Here is a 24,209-nt window from a genome sequence, read left to right as displayed (position 1 = left end):
TCACCTTTTCCAAGGCAAAAGAAATCCGTTCGCCGAAACGACGTTGAAAACTCTTGACACCGATTCGCGGAAATGGGATTCTCTAGTTGCTACACGAGAGAAGGGTTTCCGCAGCGCTAGTCGTTCGGAAGCCTTTTTCTTTTGCTCAGTTAGTCTCCTGTTTCCTCTTGATATTCGAGGTACAGAGATTTGAGCCTCTGCCTCACGAAATCTGCAAAGCCTGGTGCCGTCTTGCTGTTGAAGGCAAGCGTCGTCTCGACGTCCGTTTCACGGATACGCACCGGGGTTGTGTTGTCTGGCGCCAGCCATGGGATAGGCCGGGCACGCGCCCTGGAGGCGCTTAAGAAAGTGCACAAGGCGTCGAAACGCTGATCGCTGCCGGCCTTCTGGAATTCTCGGCTTTGCGTGAAGGCGGCTGCGGCCTCCGGCTTGCCATCTTGTGCGAGAAGCTCAGCGAGTTCAAACCAACGGCGCCGTCCGATCGATGGTGCCGGTCCGATGGCCTCGACCAGCGCAATCGGTAGCCGGCGAACAACAGAAATCATCTTCGACAGGGCGGCTTTGTCGACACCCAGCGCCGACATGATGATCTCACGCGAAAACCCGCGATCCTCAAGGCGGCTGCCAAAGAGCGAGCGCTCGATGAAGGAGAGGTCGGAACGGGTGTTGTTTTCCTGTCCCTGCGAGACGACCAATTGCTCGTCATTGAGATTGCGAACGACCGCACGAACACTGCTACCGATGTCGCGGGCAGCAGCCAGGCGGCGATGGCCGTAGGCGACCTGGTATCGCCCCTCGATGGTTGGATGCGGCCGGACCAGGATGGGCACCTGTTGTCCGTGCTCTCGCATCTGTTCAGCGAGGCTCAGTTGCGCGTCGGCCGCAATCCCGAGGCGATCGACGATGAAGGATGCGTCGATGAGCGCCGGATCGAGTTCGACGACCGCTTGCCCTTCGGCAAGTTGCCGCTCGAGCTCCTGGGCGCGTTCGACCTTCTGCGTGATGTTCGACAGCGACCGGGTGATGCCACCGACAGCAGTCGGGGGGCGGGCACCGGCCATCAGCCCGGCGATCGGGCGGTCGTTGCCCGGTGCGCCGTTGGCATCGTCGACGCGTTCCTCCGATATCCCGATCAGGTTCTTACGGGCCATGGATTACTTCCTCCCCCAGACCTTGCGGACCAGGTCCTCGATCTCGCCATTGACGAGGTTGAGAGAGTCCATTGCGCGGTCGTAGGTGCCGCGGACAAACTGCGAGCGCTCGACTTCATAAAGCGTTTGCTTCGTTACGCCGGCGTCGGAGATAGCTGTCGACTTCACCATGGCGTTCTGCAGCATGCGATTGCCGAAAATGGCGCGCATGAAACCGGTCATCTGGCTTTGAGGGCCGTCGTTCGGCTCAAACCGTGTTCCGAGATAGCGCATCCAGTCATAGCTGGTGCGGCCACCGGCTTTTTCGACGACGCTCATCAACTCACTCGTCATCGACAGGAACTGCGACATCGACATGACGTCGAGCATCTGCGGATGCACGGTGATCAGGACGGACGTTGCGGCACAGAGCGCCGACATGGTGAGGAAGCCGAGCTGCGGGGGGCAATCGATGACGACGATGTCGTAGAAGCTCTCGATATCGGCGAGCACATCGCCGATGCGGGCGAAGAAAAGGGTTTCTGCAGCCCCGCCCGTCATCATCGCCTTCGGCGTTTCGTGCTCGAATTCCATGAGTTCGAGATTGCCGGGAATGAGATGCAGATTGGCGGTGTAGGTCGACCGCACGATATCGGCGATCGACCGCGGGGCGTCATAGCGGATCGCGCCGTAAAGCGTCTCGCCTTCTCCGACATCCAACTCCGGTTGATGGCCGAAGAGGGCGGAAAGCGAAGCCTGCGGATCGAGATCGATCGCGAGCGTGCGGTAGCCGCGAAGTGCCAGATATTGGGCGAGGTGGGCTGAGGTCGTCGTCTTAGCCGACCCGCCCTTGAAGTTCATCACAGACAGGACCTGCAGCTTTTCATCGCCGCGCCGGTGCGGGACATATTTGCCCGACTTGCCGCCATCGTCGAGAACGCGGCGAATGCGTTCGATGTCGGAAACGGCATACATGCGCCGACCGTTTGACAAGGGCGCTGGGCCGTGGCCCTCTGAGGCCACCTGCCTCAGATAGCCTTCGCCGATTCCGATGAAGGCTGCCGCTTCGGCAGGGCTGAAGAGACGCATCTGCTTTTGCGCTTGCGGGGGAAAGATTTTCTTTTGGTGCTGCTGCAGCTGATGGGCAAGTTCCAAAGCGTCGGCAGCCAGAAGCGTCGGCAGATGCTCCTGTGCGTCCTGGCTTTGAATTTTTTGCTGCAACATTGATATCCCCGAAAACTGCGCAAAAATCGTCATATCCGGACAATATGCGCAGATGCACTATGCTCCGATTCGGCGCGGTTTTACAAATGCATAGCGTTTTGGCGGAGGTGCTGCCCTTGCGGTGGAAAGCGAGCTTGTGAAGCGGTCGAGTTGTCCGCGGACAACTTCCCTTCGGGCACGTTCGCGCATCTCCAATTAGATCATAGATTTAATAGACTATTGACAGCAGGTCTGATTGTGTCAGGATTGTGTTAAGTTGGCGATTGGATGCATGGAGCTTCCTGATGTTCTATCTCGGTGGAATGACCCTTGGCTATCTTGAGCCGCCCCCGCCTTTGCCGAAGGCGATGAAGGCAAAGCGGCAGGCGGAAGTGGATGTCGCCTCGACGACGCTCGACAAGGCGGCGTGCGAAGAGTCCGATCGTAATCAGGAATGGGCGCGCGCGTTCCTGACGCCGTGGCACCTCCTTTACTGAGGAGTGAGGCGTGGCGCCGAACTGCGCCGCCCAAGCGTTGACAGCTGTCAACGGCGAGAGCCGTTTCAGCCGCCGTGGAAAAGCGCAAATCGGCGAGGGAAGGGCTGTTTCGCGGCGGCGAATTGATTAAGTTCGCTGTCATGGACACCAAGCAAGATCGATCCGTTTCAAGTGACCCGCCTGGCGATGCGGCCGACAATCAGGGGCAGGTGCTATCGCTGCACCAGCGCATCCTCGGTGACGTCGAAGGGCGCATTCTTTCCGGGGAGTGGCCACCCGGACACCGCATCCCGTTCGAGCACGAACTGACCGAGCAATACGACTGCTCGCGCATGACGGTGAACAAGGCCCTGACCGAACTCGTCAAACGCGGGCTGATCGAGCGGCGGCGCAAGTCGGGAAGCTACGTTACCTTTCCGCAGGTCCAGTCCGCCGTCATGGAGATCCACGACGTTAAACTCGAAGTCCAGTCGCTGGGGCTCGATTACAGCTTCCGCGTGGATGAGCGAAAAGTGCGCAAGGTCGAAGGCTGGGATCGTGAACGCCTGGATCTCCCGAGCTCGGGCAAGCTGCTGGATGTAACGTGCCGGCATTTTGCCGGCTCGCGTCCCTTTTGCTTCGAGGAGCGGTTGATCAGCCTTTCTGCGGTTCCGGAGGCCGAAGAGGAAACATTCGAGACCGCGGCGCCCGGTTCGTGGCTGCTCGGCAAGGTACCGTGGAGCACGGCCGAACACCGCATTCGTGCCGTGGCGGCCAGCAAATCGGCAGCGCAGGCGCTCGATATCGCCACCGGCACAGCCTGCCTCGTCATCGAGCGGCGGACCTGGAGCGGACGGGCGCCGGTCACGCATGTGCGGCTCACCTATCCCGGCGACCGCCACGAACTCGTTGCGCAGTTCGCGCCCAGCCCCATCGGCTAGTCGAAGGATCGGTTGTCCGCGGGCAACCGATGAAGCAGGCCCTCGATCGGCGGTTCCGCGCCGATTATCCTGCGGCGAGGCGCAGCTTCGGTGCCGGTTCGTTGCCGGAAAAAGCGAAGACCTCGATGGGTTCACCGATGCCCCTGACCGGGTAGGCGCCGAGATGCTCCATGCTCGAGGCGCAGCCGGCCAGCTCGACGAAGGCGCGCGACAACAGCACCGGGCGTTTGGTTTCCTTGGTCAGGCTCTCAAGCCTTGAGGCGATGTTGACGGCGGGGCCGATGACGGTGAAGTCGAGCCGGCGGCGCGAGCCGATATTGCCATACATCACGTCGCCGACATGCACGCCGATGCCGTAGCCGAGCGGCTCGCGACCTTTCGAGAGGTTGTCCTGGTTCAGGACGGCGATGGCTGCCTCCGCCTCCCGGATCGCCTGGAGCAGATTCTCCGCGGCGTCGGGGTTGCTTAGCGGAAAGATTGCCAGCAGCCCGTCACCCATGAATTTGAGGATCTCGCCGCCATGGCGCTCGATCGGTTCCGACATGGCGTCGAAATAGGCGTTCAGCAGTTCGATCACGTCGTCGCGCGGCCAGAGATCGGAAAGCTTTGTGAAATTGCGCAGGTCGCAGATCAGGATGGCGGCACCGACGGTGACGCCGCTGCCCCGTGTGGTGGCGCCGGCAAGGATCTGTTCGCTCGCGTGCGGGCCGACATAGGTTTCGAGCAGCGTTCGGACGAAACGGTTCTTCAGCCTGATTTCACTAACCAGCGCCAGCGCCGGCACGATCTTCGCGAGAAAGGCCAGATGTTCGTCTTCGAAGCCGCCCTTCCGGTCGCTGGCAAAGGTGACGATGTGGCGTTTGCCGAGCGTGTGCTCAAGCGGCCAGGCGATGTATTCGGTCAGGCCCTCGGCCCTGAGGTCAACATAGAGCGAGCTCTGTTCCTGCTCTTCCGTCAAGTCCTCGAGGTTGGTTCGAACCTCGGTGCCACCGTTATTGATCACGTAGAGCGGGCTGTTGAGGTAGAGAGCGGTGTTCTGGGTGCCATAGTCGTAGAGATCGATTTCGCCCTCGGCCAGCCCCTTGCGCCACAGGATGCGAGCGCCGAGCCATTGCGGATGGTTGATGCGGAAGTGCAACGTGGCGCGCGCAACCGGAATACCGGCGCCCTGCAGCCGTTCGCCCAACTCGACAAGGATATTGTCGATGAAGCGCTCGTTGCGCGTTTCGATGATCAGCCAGTCGAGCACGCCTTGGCGTCGAGCCGGAAAGCTGCCATCCTCGGGTGAAGGCGAGGGGGCCTCAGATGGGGTCTGCATTGCTGTTCTCCATGGCGCTCAAGCGGGTGAAGCCGCGTAAGCCGAACGATGTATCGCAGCAAATGTGGAGCATCGGCACCGCCTTGATAAGGGGCAACCTGAAAAGCTTTTGAGAAATCTGGGGCGGCATGCCGCCGCTTCTGTCAGACGATCGGGCGTGCCGGCGCGGCCGCAGGCCGGCTTCCGTCGATCAGCGGCAAGTGCAGGCGCACCCGCGTGCCACGCCATGGACCGGTGAGAATGTCGATACGGCCGCCGTGGAGCCGGGCGATCTCACGCGCGAGATTGAGCCCCAGCCCGGCGCCGGTGGAGCGCGGACGCAAGCGATAGAAAGGTTCGAAGACGCGATCGCGCTCCTCTACCGGAATGCCGGGGCCTTCGTCGTGGATTTCGAGCCCGCCGGCGGCATCGACCAGAACGGTGATCGTGCCGGCACCGCCGCCATGTTCGATGGCGTTGCGCAGAAGGTTGGCGACAGCCTGCTCGATCTGCCGCGGCCGCGCGCTGACCAGGGCGCCCGGCGCTTCGGCTTCGAATGCCAGCTCGTAGCCGGCTTCGAACGCAAGCGGTGCGAAGTCCGCTGCCATGACCCTCCCGAGAGAAACGAGGTCGACCACCTCGAGCGGGCCGCCGGCATGTTCGAGGACTTGCCGGTCGAGAAGCTGCTGGGCGAGATGCGACAGGCGCTCGATATCGAGCCTCAGGCGGGTGGTTTCGGGGTCTTCCTGCAGAAGCTCGGCGCGGGTCCGCAGGATCGCGATCGGGGTGCGCAATTCATGGGCCGCATCGGTCAGGAAGCGGTTGCGCTGGTCGTATCCCTCTCCCAGTCGCGCCAGGGCCCGGTTGAAGGCCCGCACCAAAGGGGCGATTTCGGTCGGCACTTCCTCGGTTTCGAGCTGCACGGCGCGGTTGTCGATGTCGATGCGCCCTGCCTGGTCGGCGGTCGAGACGAGGCTCGCGAGCGAACGGCGCACGACGGCCGGCGTCGTCAGCAGAGTGGAGACGCCCATGACCAAGACGATCGGCAAAAGGAAGCAGAGCACAACAAGCACGAGCGTCGGCATGACCTCCATCCAGGCCGTCCTGCCGTCGAGGTCGCGCGCCATATCGACATTGATGCTGATCTGCACGTCCAACGGCTCATTGTCGCGGCGGGAGGAAACGGTCGCGGCGAGGATCTGGACCCGGCCGGCTTCGGTCTCGACATTGTGGAGGACAGCGTCCGGAAGCGTGCCGCCTTCTTCGAAAAGCAATTTCGCCCCCTCCACCCGTTGCAGCAGGTCGCCGCCGGCTTCTTCATAGGGGGCAGGGACGTTTCCGTAGCGCACGACCTGGCCGGCGGCGTCGCGGACGATGTACCAGAGATTGGGATAGGACTGGCGAAGCTCGCGCAGGTCCTCGGTCTCGTGCACGGCCAGCACGCCGTTCGCGTCGCGACCGACGGCGCGGTCGAGCACATCCAAGGCGGCTTCGTTGTCGACGAGCAACCGTGGCTGGGCGATGAACACGCCCAGGAAAAGCAGGCCGATGAAGACGAACAACGTGGCCGCCTGCAGGAGGATCAGCCGACGGACGAGGACCCATTGCAGCGAGCGCGGACGAACCTTGATCATGTCGTCGCGCGCAGGAGATAGCCGAGATTGCGGATCGCCCGGATTTCGACGCCGGCGCCGACGTCGTCTAGCTTGCGGCGCAGGCGCGAAAGATGGGAGTCGAGCGCGTTGGATTCGATCTCGTCTTCCATGGCGTAGACCGATTCTTCCAGCGTCGCCCTGAGCACGGTTCGGCCGGGCCGCCGCATCAGCGCTTCGAGCGCAAGCCGTTCCCGGCGCAGGAGGTCGAGAGGCTTGTCGTCGACGGCGGCCTCCCGGTGGCGGAAGTCGTAGATGAGCCGCCCGACCTTGGTCTGCTCCGATTTGAGCGTGACCGGACGGCGCGCAAGCGCGCGCAGCCGCGCCATCAGTTCCTCGACGGCAAAAGGCTTGGAAAGATAATCGTCGGCACCGGCATCGAGCCCGCTGACCCGGTCGTTGATCGATCCCAATGCCGTCAGCATCAGGATCGGCGCCTCGACGCCAAGGCTTCTGAGCTTCGGGATAAGATCCAGCCCCTCGCCATCCGGCACCCGGCGGTCAAGCACGACCACGTCATAGGGCCAGAGTTCGGCAACGGCCTCGGCGTCGGCGAGCGTCGAGACATGATCGACGATCACCTGGCGCCGCGCCAGGGCAGCCTTGAGGGCCGAGGCCATCTCCGGCTCGTCTTCCAGCAGCAAGATGCGCATGCCACTTTCCCTTCTGTGCCCGCATCTATGCGGGTCGCTGATCCGTCACGTCGACTGCCCGAGGCGTCACTCGCATTCCAGCTTCGGCTGGCGGAAGTTGGTGATGTACCAGCGGCCGTGCTGCATCCGGGCGTAGAAGCTATAGAAGCACTCCTGTTCCTCGACATAGCCCGGCGTCGAATACTCCTCGTAGCGCATTCCGCGCCGGGTGTCCCTGATTTCGCCGCTGGATGTGCCGGAGACGACATTCGTTGAGATCTTGCGCCATTGATAGGCGCGCTCGTTCCAGCCGAGATCGAGAACATTGGTGGGCGGACCATAGTCGATGATGACGGATTCGACCGGCTGGCCGATATAGGTCTTCATCGTATCGGATGCACAGCCGGCCAGCAGGGCGGCGGTGGCGGCGAAGCAGGCGAGGGTGCAAAACCCCTTAATGGAGAGCATGACGGATCCCGGTTTTCCTGCAGCGCCAGTCGTCCACGGGACGCGCGAAGCCAGCAGTTGTCGTTGACGTGCCGCCCGTCCGGAACGACTGCGATCCGGAGCGATGCGACGGCTGACCGGGAGCTAAAGGGCCAAGATTACAGGGGCATTGCAGGGCCGGCGCAAAGCTGGCGAAAGCTGCGCCGACGAAGCCGGTGGCGGGGGCAACGGATGTCGTTACTGCCGAAGAAGCGCTGCATACTTCCTAGGCAGCGCGGTCTGTGTCACGTGTTTGCGCTACCTTGGGATCAGCCGCGTAAACCAGGCCCGGCTTGACGATCCACTCGCCCGTGCGAAGTGCCAGTACATCAAAGCCGCCGCTCACCAGGCGCGGTGCCACGCCGACGAAACGATAGACAAGGCCCTCTCCGTCGCGCACGGATTCCCGTATCGGACAACTGCCCAGAGAGCCGATAACGTCGCCCTCGAACGCGACATCCACCAGCATGAAATATTCCGTCGGCAGACGGCGGCTGGCTCTGGAGGAGAGTTTGAACCCGTTTGTGAATTTCATAGTCTTGCTCGTCTGTGACGCCTTCGGAACCGGACATGCCGGTACTGGCAAGCGTCTGCGCTGTTCTGTTGCTTTCGCGTCCGAAGCCGGGTGGGTTGCCGCCAACGCAAATCCGGCCGATCACAGGAAAGGTGAATGCTGCGGCACCGGGTGTTGCGGCGCGGCACGTCTCAAGCCATCCAAAAGCGGCACCAGCATGGCAGCATGCCTGAGGCAAAACGACCTACAGGCACATTGCCGCCCGCTGCTTCTATCGCGCGGATCGGCATAGGATTTCGCCTGGGAAGATGGGATGGGAAGATCAGAAAAGCATAAGGGGAGGGAGTGCAGTGCGCTTGGATGATTGCGCGCGACGCTAGCAGAGCATCGCGGTTTGAGCTGGACGCAACTCGCCGCCAAACAGCGGGCTGAGGGTCGGTTCGGAGAGCAGGAACCCTTGCACGTGCGTTGCCCCGGCGCCTTGCGCGGCCTCAAATTGTGCATAAGTTTCAACACCTTCGACCACAACGACGGGAGCGACGCAGGACGCCAGACCCACCATGTGCAGAAGGAACCGCTCCGCGTCGGGACGTCCGAGCCGCAGGAAGAAGCCGTCGATCTTCACGATGTCGACGGGCAGGGACAAAAGTGCCTCCGGCGTCGAAAATCCCGTTCCGAAGTCATCGACGGCGACCCGATATCCAAGCTCTCGTACGCTTCGAACGAAACACCCGGCCGTCGGGAGCGCTGAGATCGGCAGGCTTTCGGCGAGTTCGAGCACGAGGCGCGATGCCAGCCCCCGATGGGTCGACAGCAGATCCAGGAGCAGCGTCCGGTTACGTTCATCGCAGATGCTTTCGACCGAGATGTTGCAGCCGAGGTCGCCGGTTGGATGATGCGCCAACCAGTCGAAGGCGAGCGTGAGCATGTGCCTGTCCAGCGCAGCAATGCGGCCGGCCGCCTCCAGATAGCGTATGAACTCGCTGGCGGTCATGACCTCGCCGTCGGGTCGGATGATCCTTCCCAGACACTCCGAATAGAGCACGGTGCCGACATCGGCGACGGCATTGACGTGTTGAAGTGAAAACCCGACGCGCCCTTCTTTTGCTGCGTGGTCGAAGATTTCCACAACACGGTCAAACATTTAAACTCCATTGGCTTGGACGCGGGTCCGGATGCAGCCACCGGCTCACCAAGTGAGCCGGTGGCCAGTTCCTCGTTATTGGGCGGTCTCCGGCTCCGGTTCGACAACAACCACCGTCTGCGGCGGCAGCGTGCCGCGGATTTCGTCGATCTTGCCAACGGCGGGGCCGACCCCGAGAATCCCCTTGGCTTCGTCGACCATGTCGTCGGTTACCACGCCATCCTTGGTGAAGCCCGCTAGCGCCTGGCGCAGCGCTTCGTCGCTCAGCGCAGGATCGGCTGGGATGGCGTCGACGCCATTTTCCGCCTCGAACTGCGCATAGGCGATTGCGTAAGCGGAAACGGCCGCCATCTTCGGATCGTTTGAATTGAGATAGGCGTGGTAGTTGCGGTTGAGCGAGTTGAACCCTCGCTTAGACCCGGGCGCCACAACGGGATCGACTACCGGATCGACCACCGGGTCCGATGCAACCACGACCGATTTGGCGGGTTTCTCGGCTTTTGCCGATTTGGCTGCCTTGGTCGCCTTGGTCTTGCTGCCGGAGGTCCCGGATTTGTGCTGCGATTTTCCACTGGACTTGCCAGTGCTCGTTTCCTTGCTTCCGCGGGAAGTGTCGGATTTGCTGTGGCCGGAACCGCCACCGTGGCTCCCGCCATTGCCACCACCGTTGCCCCCGCCGTTACCGCCGCCGCCACCATTGCCACCACCGCCGCCATTGCCGCCTTTGGCGTAGGCGGAATCGATCAGGCTCAGGGAACCGGCAGCCATTGGCGCGACTGCCAGCGTCAGCGCCATGATGCTCCGGGCGATCAGCTTCGTCACAGGCATAGAAATCTCCTCATTTCCAACTGGTCGTTCTCATTTGCTTACGGATCGAGACACGACGTTCGATGTGAAGACGATATCTGCGCCTCTGAGACGGCGCCATCGGCCCCCGACCATTGCCTTTTCGCCTAGGACCTAGGTCCTATTCCGCAGCATCAAAGGTCCGAACAGTTCGGTCGCGATGGCTGCGCCATTGACCCTGTCATGAGAGTGGTTAGGTTGGCGCGGCCTTGCTACAATCGTCGCGCCGCACGAGCCGGCGGCCCGATCCGAGAGACCTGGTGCGCGTCCAACAGCTTATCACCCGCTGGAATTCTCAATCTCTAGCCACCCAGTTCCTGCTGATCGGAGGAGCGGTCGCCGCTTGTGCGATGGTTCTGGTCGGCGCCTTCGTATCGAACAGGATCGAAGACGCAGTCACCCGGAATTCCGCCGCAACGACGGCGCTTTACGTCGACAGCGTGATCGCGCCGTTGCTGCCCGATATGCAGACGAATGAAGTGCTCGACGAAACGGTTGCCCGTGCGCTGGACGAGACCCTTGGCCAGGGCGCGCTCGGCGAACGCCTCCTCTCGTTCCGCCTTTGGCGTGCCGATGGCACGCTTCTCTATTCGAGTGACCAGGCGGCCGTCGGCACCAAGGTGGAGCCAAGCGAGGAACTTCAGACGGCATTTTCAGGCAAAATGGTCGCCCGCTTCGACCAGGCCGGGGATGGGACGGCGGACAGGGCTACGGCCGAGCCGGCGCTTGCCATCTACAATCCGGTGCTCCAACCCTGGTCCGGCCAGGTGGTGGCCGTGTCGGAATTTCACGAGGTGGCCAATGATTTCGAACAAAGCCTCAATCAGGCGCGTGCACACACCTGGTTGGCGGTCGCAGCCTTCACGCTTGCCTTCTTCGTCGTGCTGTCGGCGATCGTGCTTCGGGGCAGCAAGACGATCGAGAGCCAGCGGCATGCGCTCGCCCAGCGCGTCGACGAGCTTTCGGCATCGCTGGCGCAGAACGAAACGTTGCGCGGCCGGCTGCAGCGCGCGTCGCAGCGCGCCACCGCATTGAACGAAAGCTATCTGAGGCGCATCGGCGCGGACCTGCATGATGGCCCCGCCCAACTCGTCGCCTATGCTTCGCTAAGACTGGGCAGCGAGACCTTGAAGCGCGACGCGACGCCGGCGGCCACCCGTGCGCGCGAGATCGGCGCGATCAAGGCGAGCCTCGACGAGGCGATGCAGGAGATCCGCACAATCTGCGGCGGCCTGGTCCTGCCGCAGATCGAGACGGCCGGACTGGCAGAGATCCTGCAGCGTTGCGTGAAGGCCCATCAGCAGCGCACAGGGGCGGCGGTCGAGCTCGCCCTGGCCGATCCGCCGGACCGTCTGTCGCAGGCGGCAAAGATCTGCATCTACCGCTTCGTGCAGGAAACCCTCAACAACGGCTACCGGCATGCCGGCGGCGTGAGGCAGCAGGTATCGCAACGAACAGTCGGCGACCGTGTCACCATCGAGGTCGCCGACGGCGGACCCGGATTTGATCCGGACAAAGTTCCGCCCACAAGTCTTGGTCTTGCCGGCCTGCGCGAACGGATCGAAAGTCTCGGCGGAACGTTTGAGCTCATCATCGAGCCGACCGGCACCACCGTTCGCATGACGACAAGCGTCAAGGAGATCTGACAATCATGACGTCAAGGATACGCGTTGCCGTGGTCGACGACCACCCTCTGTTTCGCGAAGGCGTGACCCGGAGCCTGTCGGAGATCGAGGGGTTTGAGATCGTCGCCGAGGGCAGTTCGAAGGACGACGCGACCGGGATCGCGCAAAGCCTCGGACCGGATGTGATGCTCATGGATATCTCCATGCCGGGCGGCGGGCTGGAGGCGATACCGGCGATCCTGGAGGTCGCTCCGTCGCAGAAGATCATCATGCTCACGGTTTCCGAAGACGGAGATGACGTGACCACGGCGCTCGACCGGGGTGCCACCGGCTATGTGCTGAAGGGCGTCGGCGCCTCGGCGCTCGCCGAGGTCATTCGCACTGTCGCTTCGGGCGAGCGTTACGTGGCGCCGACCCTGTCGGCCAAGCTTTTGTCGACGAAGGGCCCGGCTCAGCCTGGAAAATCCGGTCTGGTCGCAACCCTGACGCCCCGCGAGAAAGAGGTTCTGCACCTGGTAGCGGCCGGCATGAGCAACAAGCATGTTGCCATCGAGCTGGACCTGCAGGAAAAGACCGTGAAGCATCACATGACGCAGATCATGACGAAGCTCGGGGTCGCCAACCGCACCGAAGCGGCAATGGTTCTGCGCGACGCGCGCGAGCTTTAGTCTCTGAGACCGACCGATACCGTCGCACCGCCGACGCTGATCGGCGGCGCGTGCTAATGCGCCAGGGTCTCCATGCGCTGCTTGTCGGCTGATGTCGCGCGCCGGTTGATGATCGTCCGTCCGCGGGCATCCTTCATGATGTAGCGCCCCTTCCTGACTTGCTCGGTTATGCCGCCCTTGTGACGGATACCGGTTTCGCCATCGTCGGTGGCGTCTTCATTTGCACGGGAGGCCTTGGAGTTTCCGCCGGAACGGTTTTCGTTGGAATTCCCGTTTCCATTGCCGTTGCCACCGCCATTGCCGTTATTGCCGCCGCCGTTCCCGTTCCCTCCGCCATTACCACCACTATTTCCACCGCCGTTGCCGCCGCCACTATTGCCGTTCTTGGCGAGGGCGACCGTCTCGGTCATCGACAGGCCTGCACGGGTCAGATCGAGCTTGTAGGGAAGGGTCGTCACCAACAGGACCGCGGGCCAGAAGAATGCAGCAAGAAAAATCCGGCGATTGGGCATTTCAGTCCTCTGGCGATGTCGCGGCACAGGGTGGGCACGCTCCGGCGGATACCGGCAAGCTCGACTTTGCTCATGGCCGGCATGGCCAGTCAACGCGCGTCTGCGCTGGTTACGCTTTCCCAGACCTTTCCCCGGCGACGGCCGGACAATCGTCGGATTCCCTTAGGACCAAAGTCGGGTTCCATGCGTCGTCGTTTGGCGGCTGTGGCCTGCGCTCTTGCCGAGCAGCGACCGTGGCGTGACGGGTAGTCAGGCGATGGCGCGATTGAAATTGTCATGCACGCCGTTGCATCGTTTCATTTGGCCATATTCTCGACACCGAGATCGTTGACGTCTCCGGCAGGCTGGGACCACCCGGCGCTCATCGAGCGCCCGCTCCTGCGCCTCTTCGGAGGCCCGGGGGCGGGCGTTTTGCGCCTTTTGAAAGATCAACACTTGTCACACGACAAATCGACCGGGCACGTCAAGAAACGCATCGTGCTGCATTTTCCGGGCTTCGAGCCGCTGGATGCCGTCAAGCATCAGGCGCGCTACAAGCGATCGGCGGTCAAGACGGCGAGACTTCAGGATTTCGATGTTCAGGTTGGGCAGGTGGAGAGCGAGGGACCCGGCCGCTATTTCGACGTGGATAGCCAGGGCGCCTACTGGCAGACGGCCAGCCGCGTCTACATCTTCGATCACGACGAGATCGTCCGACGCCTGAATGGCCGGGGCACGCTGCATCGAATGGTCGCGGGCTACCTGAGCGCCCTGCGCGTCGTCTGGGAAGGCGGCGCATTCGGCTACTTCCGGCATGCCTGGCGGTTCGGCCTGTTCTTTCTCTTTCCGTTCCTGCTGGTGGCAATTGGCGTCGCGGGGAGCGTGTTGATCGGCACCGCCCCCTACTGGCTTGCGCTTGAATCATCGCTTCTCGTCCTGAGCGCGATCGTCGCCTACCTGGTCTTTTTCAAGCTGTTTCTCCCCTGGTCGGAGCGGTGGCATACCCTGCATCTCTTTTCCGACTGGGAGCTGGCGGTTGCCGTTGCACGTCTGGAAAAACCATATTTAAAGCAATGGGTTGAAGACAGCCTGGCATCCGTGCGGGCCGCGCTCAACGAACCGGCCGACGAGTACGTCATCAGCTCTCACAGCATGGGCTCCAGCATCGCCACCCAGGTGATCGGCGCCCTGGTGGAGCGGGAGCCAGGCCTCTTTGCCGGAAAACGCATCGTCTTCGTCACGCTCGGCGGCGCGATCCTGCAATGTGCGCTGCTGCGCTCAGCCGAAGTGTTGCGCGCGCGCGTCGGCGCCATCGCCCGGGTGAAGGATATCTTCTGGTTCGACGTCCAGTGCCTGACCGACGCGATCAATTTCTACAGATGCCAGGTGGTGGCGCTTGCCGGACACGGCGATGCGCCTCAGCCGCCCATCGTTTACATCCGGCTCAAGCATATGCTGTCACCGGAGCGCTATGGCCGGATCAAGCGCGACTTCCTGCGTGTGCACCGCCAATACGTGCTCGATGCCGACGTTCGCGCGCCCTTCGATTTTACGATGATGACGGCCGGGCCGCTCCCGGCCGCCTCATTCGCCAACGCGGCCTGAAGGCAAACAGTCCTGTCGGGGCAGGGCTGTTGCTTGCCGCTCACGTACTCAGCACCGAGAGACCGCTCTCCCGGTCGAACAGGTGCAAGCCGTTTGGCTCGATTGTGAAGGATACCGCTTCCCCCGGCCTGGGGCAGCCGCTGGCCTTGACCAGTGCGCCAATTTCCTTGCCGGCAAACAGAAAGGTCACGAGCGCGTCGTTACCATGAAACTCGACCAGGTCGGCGATGCCCTCGACACGATTGAGCCCGCTTTCCGCCGGCGCCAGGTCGGCGGGACGTATGCCCAGCACCAGCGTCTGGCCATGGCGAAGCGTGAACCTGTCGTCCGAGATCGCGAAGCTGCCGCCCGCACTGCGCAACAGCCAGCTGCCTTCGGTCTTTTCGGCCGTCACGTCGATGAAATTCATGTTGGGTGTGCCGATAAAGCCGGCGACGAAGAGCGTGCGCGGGCGTTCGTATATCTCGGCGGGCGTTCCGACCTGCTCGATCGCGCCACCCTTCATCAGGACGATCCGGTCGGCAAGTGTCATCGCCTCCAACTGGTCGTGGGTCACATAGATCGTCGTGGTCTTCAGCTTCTGGTGCAGCCGGGCGATCTCGACCCGCATGTGATTGCGCAGCTTCGCGTCGAGATTGGAGAGCGGCTCGTCAAAGAGGAAGACCCGCGGCGTCTTGATCATCGCGCGGGCGATAGCGACGCGCTGCTGCTGCCCGCCGGACAGCTCGGTCGGCTTGCGGGCGAGATAGGGCTCGAGGCCGAGCGTTCCCGAAACAGCGCGAATCCGCGTATCGATCTCCGCCTTCGGCACCTTCATGCGCTTCAGTCCGAAAGCGATGTTGTCGTAGATCGTCATGTGTGGGTAGAGCGCATAGTTCTGGAAGACCATGGCGACGCCGCGGTCGCGAGGCGGCAGGTCGTTGACCGCCCGCCCGCCGATCGAGACGATGCCGCCGGAGATATCCTCGAGGCCGGCAATCATGCGCAGCAGCGTGGACTTGCCGCAGCCGGATGGGCCGAGAAACACGATGAATTCATGATCGGCGACATCGAGGTTGAAATCCTTGATGACATCAACGGCGCCGTATTGCTTGTCGACGTTGGAGCAGACGATGTTCGCCATGGCTCAATCCTTCCCACTGTCCATGCGGATCTGAAGTTTGATATCAGTCGGTCGGGCGGATGCGGCCCGCTCGAATGCCCTGATGCTGTCTTTGAAGCGGAAGGTTTCAGTGATCAGCGGCTTCAGATCGACCTTGCCGGACGCGATCAATTGCAGGGCGCGGTCGAAGATGTTGGCGTAACGAAACACCGTTTCGATCCGGACTTCCTTGGAGATGGCACCCGGAACGTCGAACTGTACCGGTTCGACCGGCAGGCCCACCAGAACCACGGCACCGCCCGGGCGGACCAGATCGAAAATCCCGGAAAAGGCCTTGGCGCTGCCGCTCGCCTCGAAGACGAGATCGGCGCCCCAGCCGCCGGATTCCGCGGCGATGACATCGGCAAAAGGCCGCTCGGCGATGTTGACCGGGATGATGCCCGGATATTGCGCCGCGATCGCCAGCTTCTCCGCGCTGAAATCGGAGATGAAGACACGGCTGCAGCCACCGGCAAGGGCTGCGAGCGCCACCATGATGCCGATCGGCCCGCAGCCGATCACCGCGGCGACATCGCCCGGTGCAATCCGCGCGCGGGCGGCTGCCTGCATGCCGATGGCGAACGGTTCGACCATCGCGCCTTCGGCAAAGGAGATGTTGTCGGGAAGCTTGTAGGTGAAGGCGGCGGGATGGACTGCGAAGGGAGCGAGCACGCCATGAACCGGCGGCGTTGCCCAGAACCGCACCTTGGGATCGACATTGTAGATGCCGAGCTTGGAAGCCCGGGAGGTCAGTTCTGGAACACCCGGCTCCATGCAGACCCGGTCGCCGACGTCGAGCGTTTCGACATTGCTTCCGACCGCGACGACGGTGCCGGCCGCCTCATGACCGAGCACCATCGGTTCGCGCACCACATAGGGGCCGATGGCGCCGTGGGTGTAGTAGTGCACGTCGCTGCCGCAGACGCCGACCGTGTCGATGGCGATCTTGACATCATCGGGACCAAGTTCCAGCGGGAGATCGATCTCCCGGATTGCGAGCTTGCCTTTTTGCTCGAGGACCAACGCTTGCATGAAGGATTTCCTTGTTTTTCCAGTCTTGGGATTCATTGGGTCTTGCGCTTGAAGGCGCTGTTGAGCATGCCACTTAGAACCCCGATGAAGAGCAGCGGCGGGATGGAGAGCAGCACGACGGAGGCGTTGAGGATGCCCCAGGGCACGTCGCGACCGAGTTGCGTCAGCTCCGAGGCGACGATCGGCAACGTCTTGGCGTCGGACGTCGTCAGCATCAGCGCAATCAGGAATTCGTTCCAGACGAGCACGAAGGCAAAGGCGACAGCTCCGATCAGCGACCGAAGGGCAATCGGCAGCGCGATAAGGAAGAAGATCGCATAAGGACCGTAGCCATCGACGCGGGCAGCCTCCTCGACTTCCTTCGGCACCCGCGCAAAGGCCGGGACGCTCAGCCAGATGATGGTCGCGAGCGTCAGCAGCGAATAGGTGACGATCATCGACAGGCGGGTGTCATAGAGGCCGAAATCGAGCCAGATCACCATCAGCGGAATGGCGATTGCGACCGGCGGCAGGAAGCGCAGCGACAGAACGAAGAACTGAATGTCGCGGGACCAGCGGTTGGGATAGCGCGCGATCGCATAGGCGGCGGGCAGGCCGAGGGTGGCACCGATCAGCACCGCAGCGCCCGATATCAGCAGCGAATTGACCAGGCCGGCAAAGACGCTTTCGCGGCCGAGCACATAGGCGAAGTTGTCGAGCGTCGGCTCGAAGAAGAAGAGCGGGGTCGGTGTCACGATGTCGACCCGGTTCTTGAAGGCATTGAGCGTGGTCCAGAACATTGGAAACACGGCAGAGAAGGCGGCGGCGACAAGGATGAGCCGGCCAATGAAGCGGCCAAGGGCGTGGGCGGTCATCACTGAACCCTCTTCCAGATGAAGGTGAAGGCGATCGAGGTGGCGATCATCATCAGAACCGCCATGCTGGAGGCGTAGGAAATCCGGCCGGACTCGATGAAGCCTTGCGAGAAGGCGTACATGTCGAGCGTTTCGGTCGCGATGCCGGGGCCGCCGCGGGTCATCACGTAGATCAGGTCGAAGGCGCGCAGCGACTCGATCATCTTGACGAAGGCAAGCGAGATCAGCGGCGCCTTCAGCATCGGCAGCGCGATGAAGGCATAGATCTCCCATGTGCGGGCATGGTCCAGCCGTGCCGCTTCGAATGGCTGGGGCGGCAGCGTTTCCAGGAGCTTCAAGACGATGACGGCGAAGAACAGGCCCCATTGCCAGACATCGACCAATGCGACTGTCGCAAGTGCAGTCGCCGGATTGGACAGGAGATCGAGTGGCTGACCGGTGATTGCCTTGTAGGGATAGGTGGCGATGCCATAGAGCGGATGGAAGGCGAACTTCCAGACGAAGGCGGCCGAAACGCGTGGCAGGATCACCGGTACCAGAAACAGGAGCGCCAGCAGGTTGCGCGTGCGCGGCGAGACGCATTCGAACAGCAGGATGCCAAGGCCGACGGCGATGGCGAGCGTTATACCGACGGTCACGGCTTCCCAGGTCAGGGAGACGCCGATCGCATTGATGAAGCGGCGGTCCGAGAAAAGGTCGATATAGTTGGCGAAACCGACGAAGCTGCCGTCCGGACGGCTGAGTTCCCGGTTTTGGAACGATATGTAGATCGCATAGGCCGTCGGCACGAGGGCGAGAACGGCAAGGATGCCCATGGCCGGGGTGAGGAACACCGCCGGCAGGCTGTTTTTCTGCTTCATGTGATCAGTCCTACGGCTGGGCTTTGAACGCCCCCGATGGTGCGGGCCACCGGCGGCTTTGCCGGCCGATGGCCCTTGGGAGGAACCGGCTTACTGGCTGCGGGCAACCAGGTCTTTGGCGAAGCCGTCGAGTTCGTCGAGGCCTTCCTTGATGTCGGTGCGCGTTCCGGTGATCAGCTCCTCGAGGATGATGCCCCAGCGGTCGCCAAGATCAGGCCATTGCGGGTTCTGCCAGAAGTTGACGGCGGTGACCTTGCCGGTATCAGCAAGCGCCTGGCCGAGATCGGGGCCGTAGAGCTCGGCGAATTTCGGGCTGGTCATGATGCTGGTGCGATTGAGTTCGCTGAACTGTCCGGCTTCGAGCCGCCGGGCCTCGTTTTCCTTCGAGGTCGCCCAAGCTACGAACAGACCGGCGCAGGCCTTGGAGGCCTCATCCTTGTTGGCCTTCATGCCGATTGCCAGACCATGGCCGTAGCCGCCGCCCGTCAACGGTGCCGGAGGCGGCAGGTAGCCGACCTTGCCGGCCACCTTCGAGGACTTCGGATCGATCGCCATGCCGACGAGCGGGGTGGATTCGATCAGCATCGCCACCTGGCCGGAGGTAAAAGCACCAACCGCCTCGTCCCAGCCGCCGGTCTGGCTGCCCGGTGCCGAGTACTTGAAGAGTTCGAGATAGGTCTCGGTCGCCTTGACCGCCTGTTCGCCGTCAAAGACCGGCGTCTTGCCGTCGAACCAGTTGCCGCCGAAGCCCTTGAAGAAGGGCATCCAGCGCCAGACATTGGCGCCCGAGCCGCGCTGGCCGCGAAGGGCTGTGCCGTAGATACCCTGGTCGGGCTGATTGAGCTTCTTCACTGCGGCAACATATTCGTCGAGCGTCTTCGGCGGCGTAATGCCGGCCGCCTCGAGCAAGTCCTTGCGGTAGACCATGAGGTCCCCGCCGCCAGTGACCGGCGCAAACCAGACCTTGCCGTCATAGGTCGCGACCTTCTGGCGGCCCGGATCGAAATCGGCGTAGTCGTAGTCATCAGGATAATAGTCCATCAGCGGCGCGACCCAGCCGGCCGACGCAAATAGCGCCACATTTGCCTCGTCGATGTAATAGACGTTGTACTTGCCGATGGTCGAGGCGTCCGCCTTGGTCTTGGCGCGGCGGTCGTTTTCGTTGAGATAGTCGATCTCGAAGGATGCGCCGCCCGAGAGCTTCTCGAATTCGGACTTGTAGTCTTCGAGCAGCGTCAGGCCGTCGCGCGGCTGGGCGAGCACCTTGATCGTGCCGGAGCATTCGGCAGCGACCGCAACAGTCGTCAGGCCGGTGGAAAGAAGGCATGCGAAGGCGATGCTCGAAACGAGCGTTTTGGCTTTTTTCATTGTGAAAAGACCTCCCCAGGTCTGCGATGCGCGCCGGATACTCCTCAGATCCAGTGCGTTTTCCTCATAGCGAACCGTTTCGCTGGGTTCGATGATAGGCCTTACGCTTTGCCGAACTAGCGTGCGCGATGCGGCGATTCTGTACTTTCTTGCAGAAAATTGCCAGATGCCAGCCGTTTGCAGCGCAGCAAACGCAAGGATTCATCGCCTGGGTGGGTGAAACGCGCCTAAGAACGGGAAGTACGACGCTGGCCTGTCAGCCGCCTGTAGGCCGAAGGCGTCATCTTGTGCTGGCGCAGGAAGGTGCGATTGAAATTGGAGATGTTGAGGTAGCCGACCTCGAAGCAGATGTCGGTGATCGGGACGTCGGTTTCGGCAAGCAGCTTGCACGCCTGCCAGATGCGCAGCTTGTTGACGTGGTCGGTAAAGGTGTTGCCGGTATTCTTCTTGAAGAAACGGGAAAAGGCCGTTTCGCTCATGCCGGCCTGCCGGGCAAGATCGGCAAGATGAATGTCGGTGGCGATGTTCTCGTAGATGAAGGCCAGAGCGCCGCGCAGCACGTCAAGCGATTGTTGGTCGAGTTCTGGCGCGAATTCCGGCGAGGAGAGCAACTCGTATTCTTCGGTGTTGACCAGCAGATCGAGCAGCTGGATGAACAGCGAGAAGCGCGAGAGCCCTTTCAGGCTGCCCATACGTTCGATCAGATCGGCGCCCTTGGCGCGGGCTTCGCCATGAAACACCAGGCCGCGCTCGGCGCGGGCGAAGAAGGCCTCAAGCTCGGCAAATTCCGGTAGGGCGTCGGTGATCTCGCGCATGCGATCCGGGTGGAACTGCATGACGATGTCACGGCCTTCGATAATCTCATCGGGTTCGGTAACCGTTACCCAGTCATGCGGCAGGTTGCTGCCGATGACGGTGAGATAACCCGGACCGAACTGGCCGATATGATCACCGACGAAGGCAAGGCCCGAGGCCTTGCGGATGAGATGGATTTCGATCTCCGGATGGAAGTTCCAGACGTTCCGTTCCCAGGGATAGTTGTCGAGACGCCATAGGAACGTCTCGTTGACGCCGGTGACGATGTGCTCGAAGGTCGGCGGGTTGGTTGCCAGCGAAGCGGGCTTTGCCGGCGCGCGTTTTGGGCCCCGCGCCGTACTCATCGCCTGACCCTCCTTCGCGTCGTGTCGATCGGTCGTCTCCTTTGGAGAAGGAGCGGCTGGCTATTGCACCCAAGCCGCCCCGTTTTCCGGACTATGTCAGGCGCGTTCGGCCCAGATCTTGGCGAGCTCGACCAGCGTCTTTACGCTGCGCTCCATGTCCTGGCGGCTGACCCATTCGAGCGGCGAATGGAAGGCGTGGCCGCCGGCGAAGAGGTTGGCCGAAGGCAGACCCATGAAGGAGAGCCGCGAACCGTCGGTGCCGCCGCGGATGCTGCCGCGCACCGGCTGCATGCCGGCCCGGCGGATCGCCTCGATGGCGTTTTCGACGATCTCCGGATGGCGGTCGAGGATGGCCTTCATGTTGCGGTACTGCTGCTTGACCTCGAAACTGTAGGTGGAGCCCGGATAGGCCTTCATCACGTCCTTGACGATGCCTTCGAGCATGGCTTCCTTCGAGGCAAGGCCCGCCTCGTCGAAGTCGCGCACGATGAGGCCGAGCTGCGCCCTGTCCATCGAGCCGGTCACGCCGGTCGGATGCACGAAGCCGTCGCGGCCCTCGGTGCCCTCGGGCGAAACCTCCCGCGGCAGCCGGCTAATGATGTTGCCGGCGATCTTGATGGCGTTCTCCATCTTGTCCTTGGCAAAGCCCGGGTGGATGGCGACGCCATGAATGACGATCTCGACGCCATCGGCGGAAAAGGTCTCGTCCTCGATATGGCCGGCGGTTTCGCCATCGACCGTATAGCAGAATTGGGCCCCAAGCTTCTTCAAGTCGACCTTGTCGACGCCGCGGCCGATCTCTTCGTCGGTGGTGAAGAGCAGCTTGATCGTGCCGTGCTTGATTTCGGGATTGTCGACGAGAACTTGAGCGGCCGCGACGATCTCGGCAAGCCCGGCCTTGTCGTCGGCGCCGAGCAGAGTCGTGCCGTCGGTCGTGACGATGTCATTGCCGATCTGGTCGTTGAGAACCGGGTGGTCGGCGACGCGGATCACCTGCTGCGGATCTCCCGTGAGCCGGATATCGCCGCCCTGGTAGTTGCTGACGATCTGCGGCTTGACGTTCGTGCCGGTGAAATCCGGCGCCGTGTCCATGTGCGAGCACCAGCAGATGACCGGCACCGGCTTGTCCACGTTCGAAGGAATGGTGGCATAGACGTAGCCGTTTTCATCGAGATGGGCGTCGGCAAGGCCAATCGTCAGCAGTTCCTCGACGAGCACGCGACCGAGGTTCTTCTGCTTTTCCGTCGACGGCTGCGTCTTCGACTTGGCGTCGGACTGGGTGTCGATGACGACATAACGAAGGAAGCGGTCGAGAACGGTATCGGTCATGGCGGGAATCCAATGCTGGTGGGCGTCAGACCGCTATACCCCCAGACAGAGACGAGGGAAAGTCGTGACCGCCCAACGCATGCGGTTGGTGGTGGCCCGACTGGCTCCTCCGGTCGCGGCGCAGACGATGCCGATCAGTAGATTTTTCCAGCCGTCGTCTCGGTCTCGCCTCTGGTACCCTTGAACTCCGCTGCCAGCTTCGACGTGGCGCCGACCAGCAGGCCGACATCGTTGCCGACCGCCACAAAGGTCGCGCCGAGTTCTAGGTAGCGGCGGGCAAGGGCCTGATCGGAGGTCAGGATACCGGCCGCCTTGCCGTGCGACTGGATGCGAAGGAGCGCCGCCTCGACTGCTTGCTGTACCTCCGGCGCACCGGGCTTGCCGAGAAAGCCCATGTCTGCGGCAAGATCGGCGGGGCCGATGAAGACACCGTCGACGCCGTCGGTGGTCGTGATCTCGTCGAGGGCGGCAAGGCCGGCGCGGCTTTCGATCTGCACGAGCAGGCAGACCTCGTCATTGGCGGTCTGCAGATAGTCGGGAATACGGTTGAAGGCCGATGCCCGGGCAAGGGCGGCACCGACTCCACGCACGCCATGGGGCGGATAACGCACGGCGCCCACCAGGGCGCGGGCCTGTTCGTCGCTTTCAACCATCGGCACCAGCAGCGTCTGCGCGCCGATGTCGAGGATCTGCTTGATCATCCAGGTCTCGCCGATCGGCGGCCGGACGATGGCGTGGCTTGGCGATGCGGCGAGTGCCTGGAGCTGTGCTGCCAGAAGCGGCACGTCGTTCGGCGCATGCTCGGCGTCAAGCAGCAGCCAGTCGAACCCGGCGCCGCCGCAGATCTCGGCCGTATAGGGATTGGCGAGCGCCAGCCAGAGGCCGATCTGCGGGCGCTTGTCAGTGAGGGCCTGTTTGAACGGATTGCGCGGAGCGGGCATGGTCGGTCCTATTCGAAGAAGCAGCTGACGGTGCCGGACGGGCCGAAGTCGGCGACGATGGTGTCGCCATGGCGCGCCTCGACCGGGCGGATGAAGGAGCCGGCAAGCACGATCTGGCCGGCCTCGATACGGTCGCCGTAGAGCGCCAGGCGATTGGCGAGCCAGGCGATTCCGCGGGCCGGGTGGTTGAGCACGCCGGCGCCCAGTCCTGTCTCTTCGACCTCGGCATTGCGCGAGACGATCGCGCCCATCCAGCGCATGTCGATCGCATCGGGCCGCATCTGTCTTCCGCCAAGCACGATGCCGGCATTGGCGGCGTTGTCGGAGATGGTATCGACGATCGTGCGCGCCTTCTTCGTTTCCGGATCGACGCGCAGGATCCGCGTATCGAGGATTTCGAGCGCCGGCGTCACGTAATCGGTGGCGTTCAACACGTCGAAGACGGTGACATTGGGGCCGGAAAGCGGCGCCTTCATCACGAAGGCGATCTCGGCCTCGATGCGCGGCTGAATGAAACGATTGCCCGGAATGCGCGCGCCGTCCTCAAACAGCATGTCATCGAAGAGCACGCCGGAATCGGGGATGTCGATGTTGAGCGCATATTGCATCGCCTTCGAGGTCAAGCCGATCTTCCAGCCGATCACCCGGCGTCCGGCGGCGATCTTCCGTTTCACCCAGGCGGCCTGCACCGCATAGGCGTCGTCCATGGTCATTTCAGGGTGTTGCAGCGACAGGAGACCGGTCTGGACGCGCTCGCGTTCGGCGGTGTCGAGCGCGGCGGCCGCGGCTTCGGTCTGGGATTTATCAAGCATGG

24 protein-coding genes are annotated in these 24,209 nt (G+C 62.6%); 5 read left to right on the top strand and 19 right to left on the bottom strand.

Annotation, left to right across the window (positions count from 1 at the left end; translation table 11 throughout):
• Positions 1-149: 149 nt before the first annotated feature.
• Together repB and repA are read right to left on the bottom strand one after the other, a co-directional pair.
• A complete protein-coding gene (repB, locus tag IB272_RS19420; RefSeq protein WP_034787738.1) occupies positions 150-1,151 on the bottom strand; it encodes a plasmid partitioning protein RepB in 1,002 nt (333 codons plus the stop codon).
• 3 nt (positions 1,152-1,154) lie between these two features.
• Positions 1,155-2,354, bottom strand: coding sequence for a plasmid partitioning protein RepA (gene repA, locus IB272_RS19415; protein WP_089043038.1), 1,200 nt, complete (start codon positions 2,352-2,354; stop codon positions 1,155-1,157).
• A gap of 284 nt (positions 2,355-2,638) precedes the next feature.
• Between repA and IB272_RS19410 the strand changes: the two genes are divergently transcribed.
• Positions 2,639-2,830: a hypothetical protein gene (locus tag IB272_RS19410; RefSeq protein WP_087510694.1), complete on the top strand. Its 192-nt coding sequence runs from the start codon at positions 2,639-2,641 to the stop codon at positions 2,828-2,830.
• A 140-nt stretch (positions 2,831-2,970) separates the two neighbouring features.
• On the top strand, positions 2,971-3,750 hold the full coding sequence (gene hutC, locus IB272_RS19405) for a histidine utilization repressor (protein ID WP_192444690.1): 780 nt from the start codon (positions 2,971-2,973) through the stop codon (positions 3,748-3,750).
• Between the two features lie 64 nt (positions 3,751-3,814).
• Here the strand turns inward: hutC and IB272_RS19400 are convergent, their stop codons facing one another.
• The 7 genes from IB272_RS19400 to IB272_RS19370 form a co-directional block, all read right to left on the bottom strand.
• Positions 3,815-5,068 carry an adenylate/guanylate cyclase domain-containing protein gene (locus IB272_RS19400; protein WP_089042934.1) on the bottom strand — a complete coding sequence of 418 codons (1,254 nt, stop codon included), beginning with the start codon at positions 5,066-5,068 and terminating at the stop codon, positions 3,815-3,817.
• A gap of 143 nt (positions 5,069-5,211) precedes the next feature.
• Positions 5,212-6,681 carry a HAMP domain-containing sensor histidine kinase gene (locus tag IB272_RS19395; protein WP_090296593.1) on the bottom strand — a complete coding sequence of 490 codons (1,470 nt, stop codon included), beginning with the start codon at positions 6,679-6,681 and terminating at the stop codon, positions 5,212-5,214.
• A complete protein-coding gene (locus tag IB272_RS19390) occupies positions 6,678-7,352 on the bottom strand; it encodes a response regulator transcription factor (protein WP_034787757.1) in 675 nt (224 codons plus the stop codon). The genes IB272_RS19395 and IB272_RS19390 overlap by 4 nt, the downstream gene beginning before the upstream one ends.
• A gap of 66 nt (positions 7,353-7,418) precedes the next feature.
• Positions 7,419-7,799, bottom strand: a complete 381-nt coding sequence (locus tag IB272_RS19385) for a hypothetical protein (RefSeq protein ID WP_060517777.1) — start codon at positions 7,797-7,799, stop codon at positions 7,419-7,421.
• A gap of 244 nt (positions 7,800-8,043) precedes the next feature.
• Positions 8,044-8,352: a hypothetical protein gene (locus IB272_RS19380; RefSeq protein ID WP_051659110.1), complete on the bottom strand. Its 309-nt coding sequence runs from the start codon at positions 8,350-8,352 to the stop codon at positions 8,044-8,046.
• A gap of 355 nt (positions 8,353-8,707) precedes the next feature.
• Positions 8,708-9,460 (bottom strand): EAL domain-containing protein, encoded by a 753-nt coding sequence (locus IB272_RS19375; protein ID WP_234852728.1) that lies wholly within the window; start codon positions 9,458-9,460, stop codon positions 8,708-8,710.
• Positions 9,461-9,550: 90 nt separating this feature from the next.
• Positions 9,551-10,303: a hypothetical protein gene (locus tag IB272_RS19370; RefSeq protein WP_176960302.1), complete on the bottom strand. Its 753-nt coding sequence runs from the start codon at positions 10,301-10,303 to the stop codon at positions 9,551-9,553.
• 278 nt (positions 10,304-10,581) lie between these two features.
• Between IB272_RS19370 and IB272_RS19365 the strand changes: the two genes are divergently transcribed.
• The gene (locus IB272_RS19365; protein WP_034787765.1) at positions 10,582-11,967 is read left to right on the top strand and encodes a sensor histidine kinase; all 1,386 of its coding nucleotides are present in this window, start codon (positions 10,582-10,584) and stop codon (positions 11,965-11,967) included.
• Between the two features lie 5 nt (positions 11,968-11,972).
• Positions 11,973-12,614: a response regulator transcription factor gene (locus tag IB272_RS19360; protein WP_034787767.1), complete on the top strand. Its 642-nt coding sequence runs from the start codon at positions 11,973-11,975 to the stop codon at positions 12,612-12,614.
• A gap of 53 nt (positions 12,615-12,667) precedes the next feature.
• On the opposite strand, the gene IB272_RS19355 is transcribed toward IB272_RS19360, so the two are convergent.
• The gene (locus IB272_RS19355) at positions 12,668-13,126 is read right to left on the bottom strand and encodes a hypothetical protein (RefSeq protein WP_034787769.1); all 459 of its coding nucleotides are present in this window, start codon (positions 13,124-13,126) and stop codon (positions 12,668-12,670) included.
• Positions 13,127-13,561: 435 nt separating this feature from the next.
• Between IB272_RS19355 and IB272_RS19350 the strand changes: the two genes are divergently transcribed.
• Positions 13,562-14,710 carry a hypothetical protein gene (locus tag IB272_RS19350; RefSeq protein WP_060643644.1) on the top strand — a complete coding sequence of 383 codons (1,149 nt, stop codon included), beginning with the start codon at positions 13,562-13,564 and terminating at the stop codon, positions 14,708-14,710.
• Positions 14,711-14,750: 40 nt separating this feature from the next.
• Here the strand turns inward: IB272_RS19350 and ugpC are convergent, their stop codons facing one another.
• From ugpC to hpaH, 9 genes are all read right to left on the bottom strand, one after another.
• The gene (gene ugpC / locus IB272_RS19345) at positions 14,751-15,833 is read right to left on the bottom strand and encodes a sn-glycerol-3-phosphate ABC transporter ATP-binding protein UgpC (RefSeq protein ID WP_060643622.1); all 1,083 of its coding nucleotides are present in this window, start codon (positions 15,831-15,833) and stop codon (positions 14,751-14,753) included.
• Positions 15,834-15,836: 3 nt separating this feature from the next.
• On the bottom strand, positions 15,837-16,883 hold the full coding sequence (locus IB272_RS19340; protein ID WP_192444669.1) for an NAD(P)-dependent alcohol dehydrogenase: 1,047 nt from the start codon (positions 16,881-16,883) through the stop codon (positions 15,837-15,839).
• Positions 16,884-16,915: 32 nt separating this feature from the next.
• The gene (locus tag IB272_RS19335) at positions 16,916-17,737 is read right to left on the bottom strand and encodes a carbohydrate ABC transporter permease (protein ID WP_192444667.1); all 822 of its coding nucleotides are present in this window, start codon (positions 17,735-17,737) and stop codon (positions 16,916-16,918) included.
• Entirely contained in the window at positions 17,737-18,597 is an 861-nt protein-coding gene (locus IB272_RS19330; RefSeq protein ID WP_060529313.1) for a sugar ABC transporter permease, read from the bottom strand. The genes IB272_RS19335 and IB272_RS19330 overlap by 1 nt, the downstream gene beginning before the upstream one ends.
• 90 nt (positions 18,598-18,687) lie before the next feature.
• Positions 18,688-19,965 (bottom strand): sugar ABC transporter substrate-binding protein, encoded by a 1,278-nt coding sequence (locus IB272_RS19325; RefSeq protein ID WP_082566294.1) that lies wholly within the window; start codon positions 19,963-19,965, stop codon positions 18,688-18,690.
• 227 nt (positions 19,966-20,192) lie between these two features.
• Positions 20,193-21,125 (bottom strand): AraC family transcriptional regulator, encoded by a 933-nt coding sequence (locus tag IB272_RS19320; RefSeq protein ID WP_082584564.1) that lies wholly within the window; start codon positions 21,123-21,125, stop codon positions 20,193-20,195.
• Positions 21,126-21,221: 96 nt separating this feature from the next.
• Positions 21,222-22,454 carry a peptidase T gene (gene pepT, locus IB272_RS19315; RefSeq protein WP_060517793.1) on the bottom strand — a complete coding sequence of 411 codons (1,233 nt, stop codon included), beginning with the start codon at positions 22,452-22,454 and terminating at the stop codon, positions 21,222-21,224.
• Between the two features lie 134 nt (positions 22,455-22,588).
• Positions 22,589-23,395 (bottom strand): 4-hydroxy-2-oxoheptanedioate aldolase, encoded by an 807-nt coding sequence (gene hpaI, locus IB272_RS19310; RefSeq protein WP_113135789.1) that lies wholly within the window; start codon positions 23,393-23,395, stop codon positions 22,589-22,591.
• Positions 23,396-23,403: 8 nt separating this feature from the next.
• Complete coding sequence (gene hpaH / locus IB272_RS19305; protein WP_060529316.1) at positions 23,404-24,207, bottom strand: 2-oxo-hept-4-ene-1,7-dioate hydratase; 804 nt, start codon at positions 24,205-24,207, stop codon at positions 23,404-23,406.
• Positions 24,208-24,209: the final 2 nt, after the last annotated feature.

The organism is Ensifer sp. ENS08 (assembly GCF_014852195.1).
Lineage (GTDB): Bacteria > Pseudomonadota > Alphaproteobacteria > Rhizobiales > Rhizobiaceae > Ensifer > Ensifer adhaerens.
The sequence above is the reverse complement of the archived record's forward strand: the minus strand, read 5'-3'. Positions and strand labels throughout refer to the sequence as shown.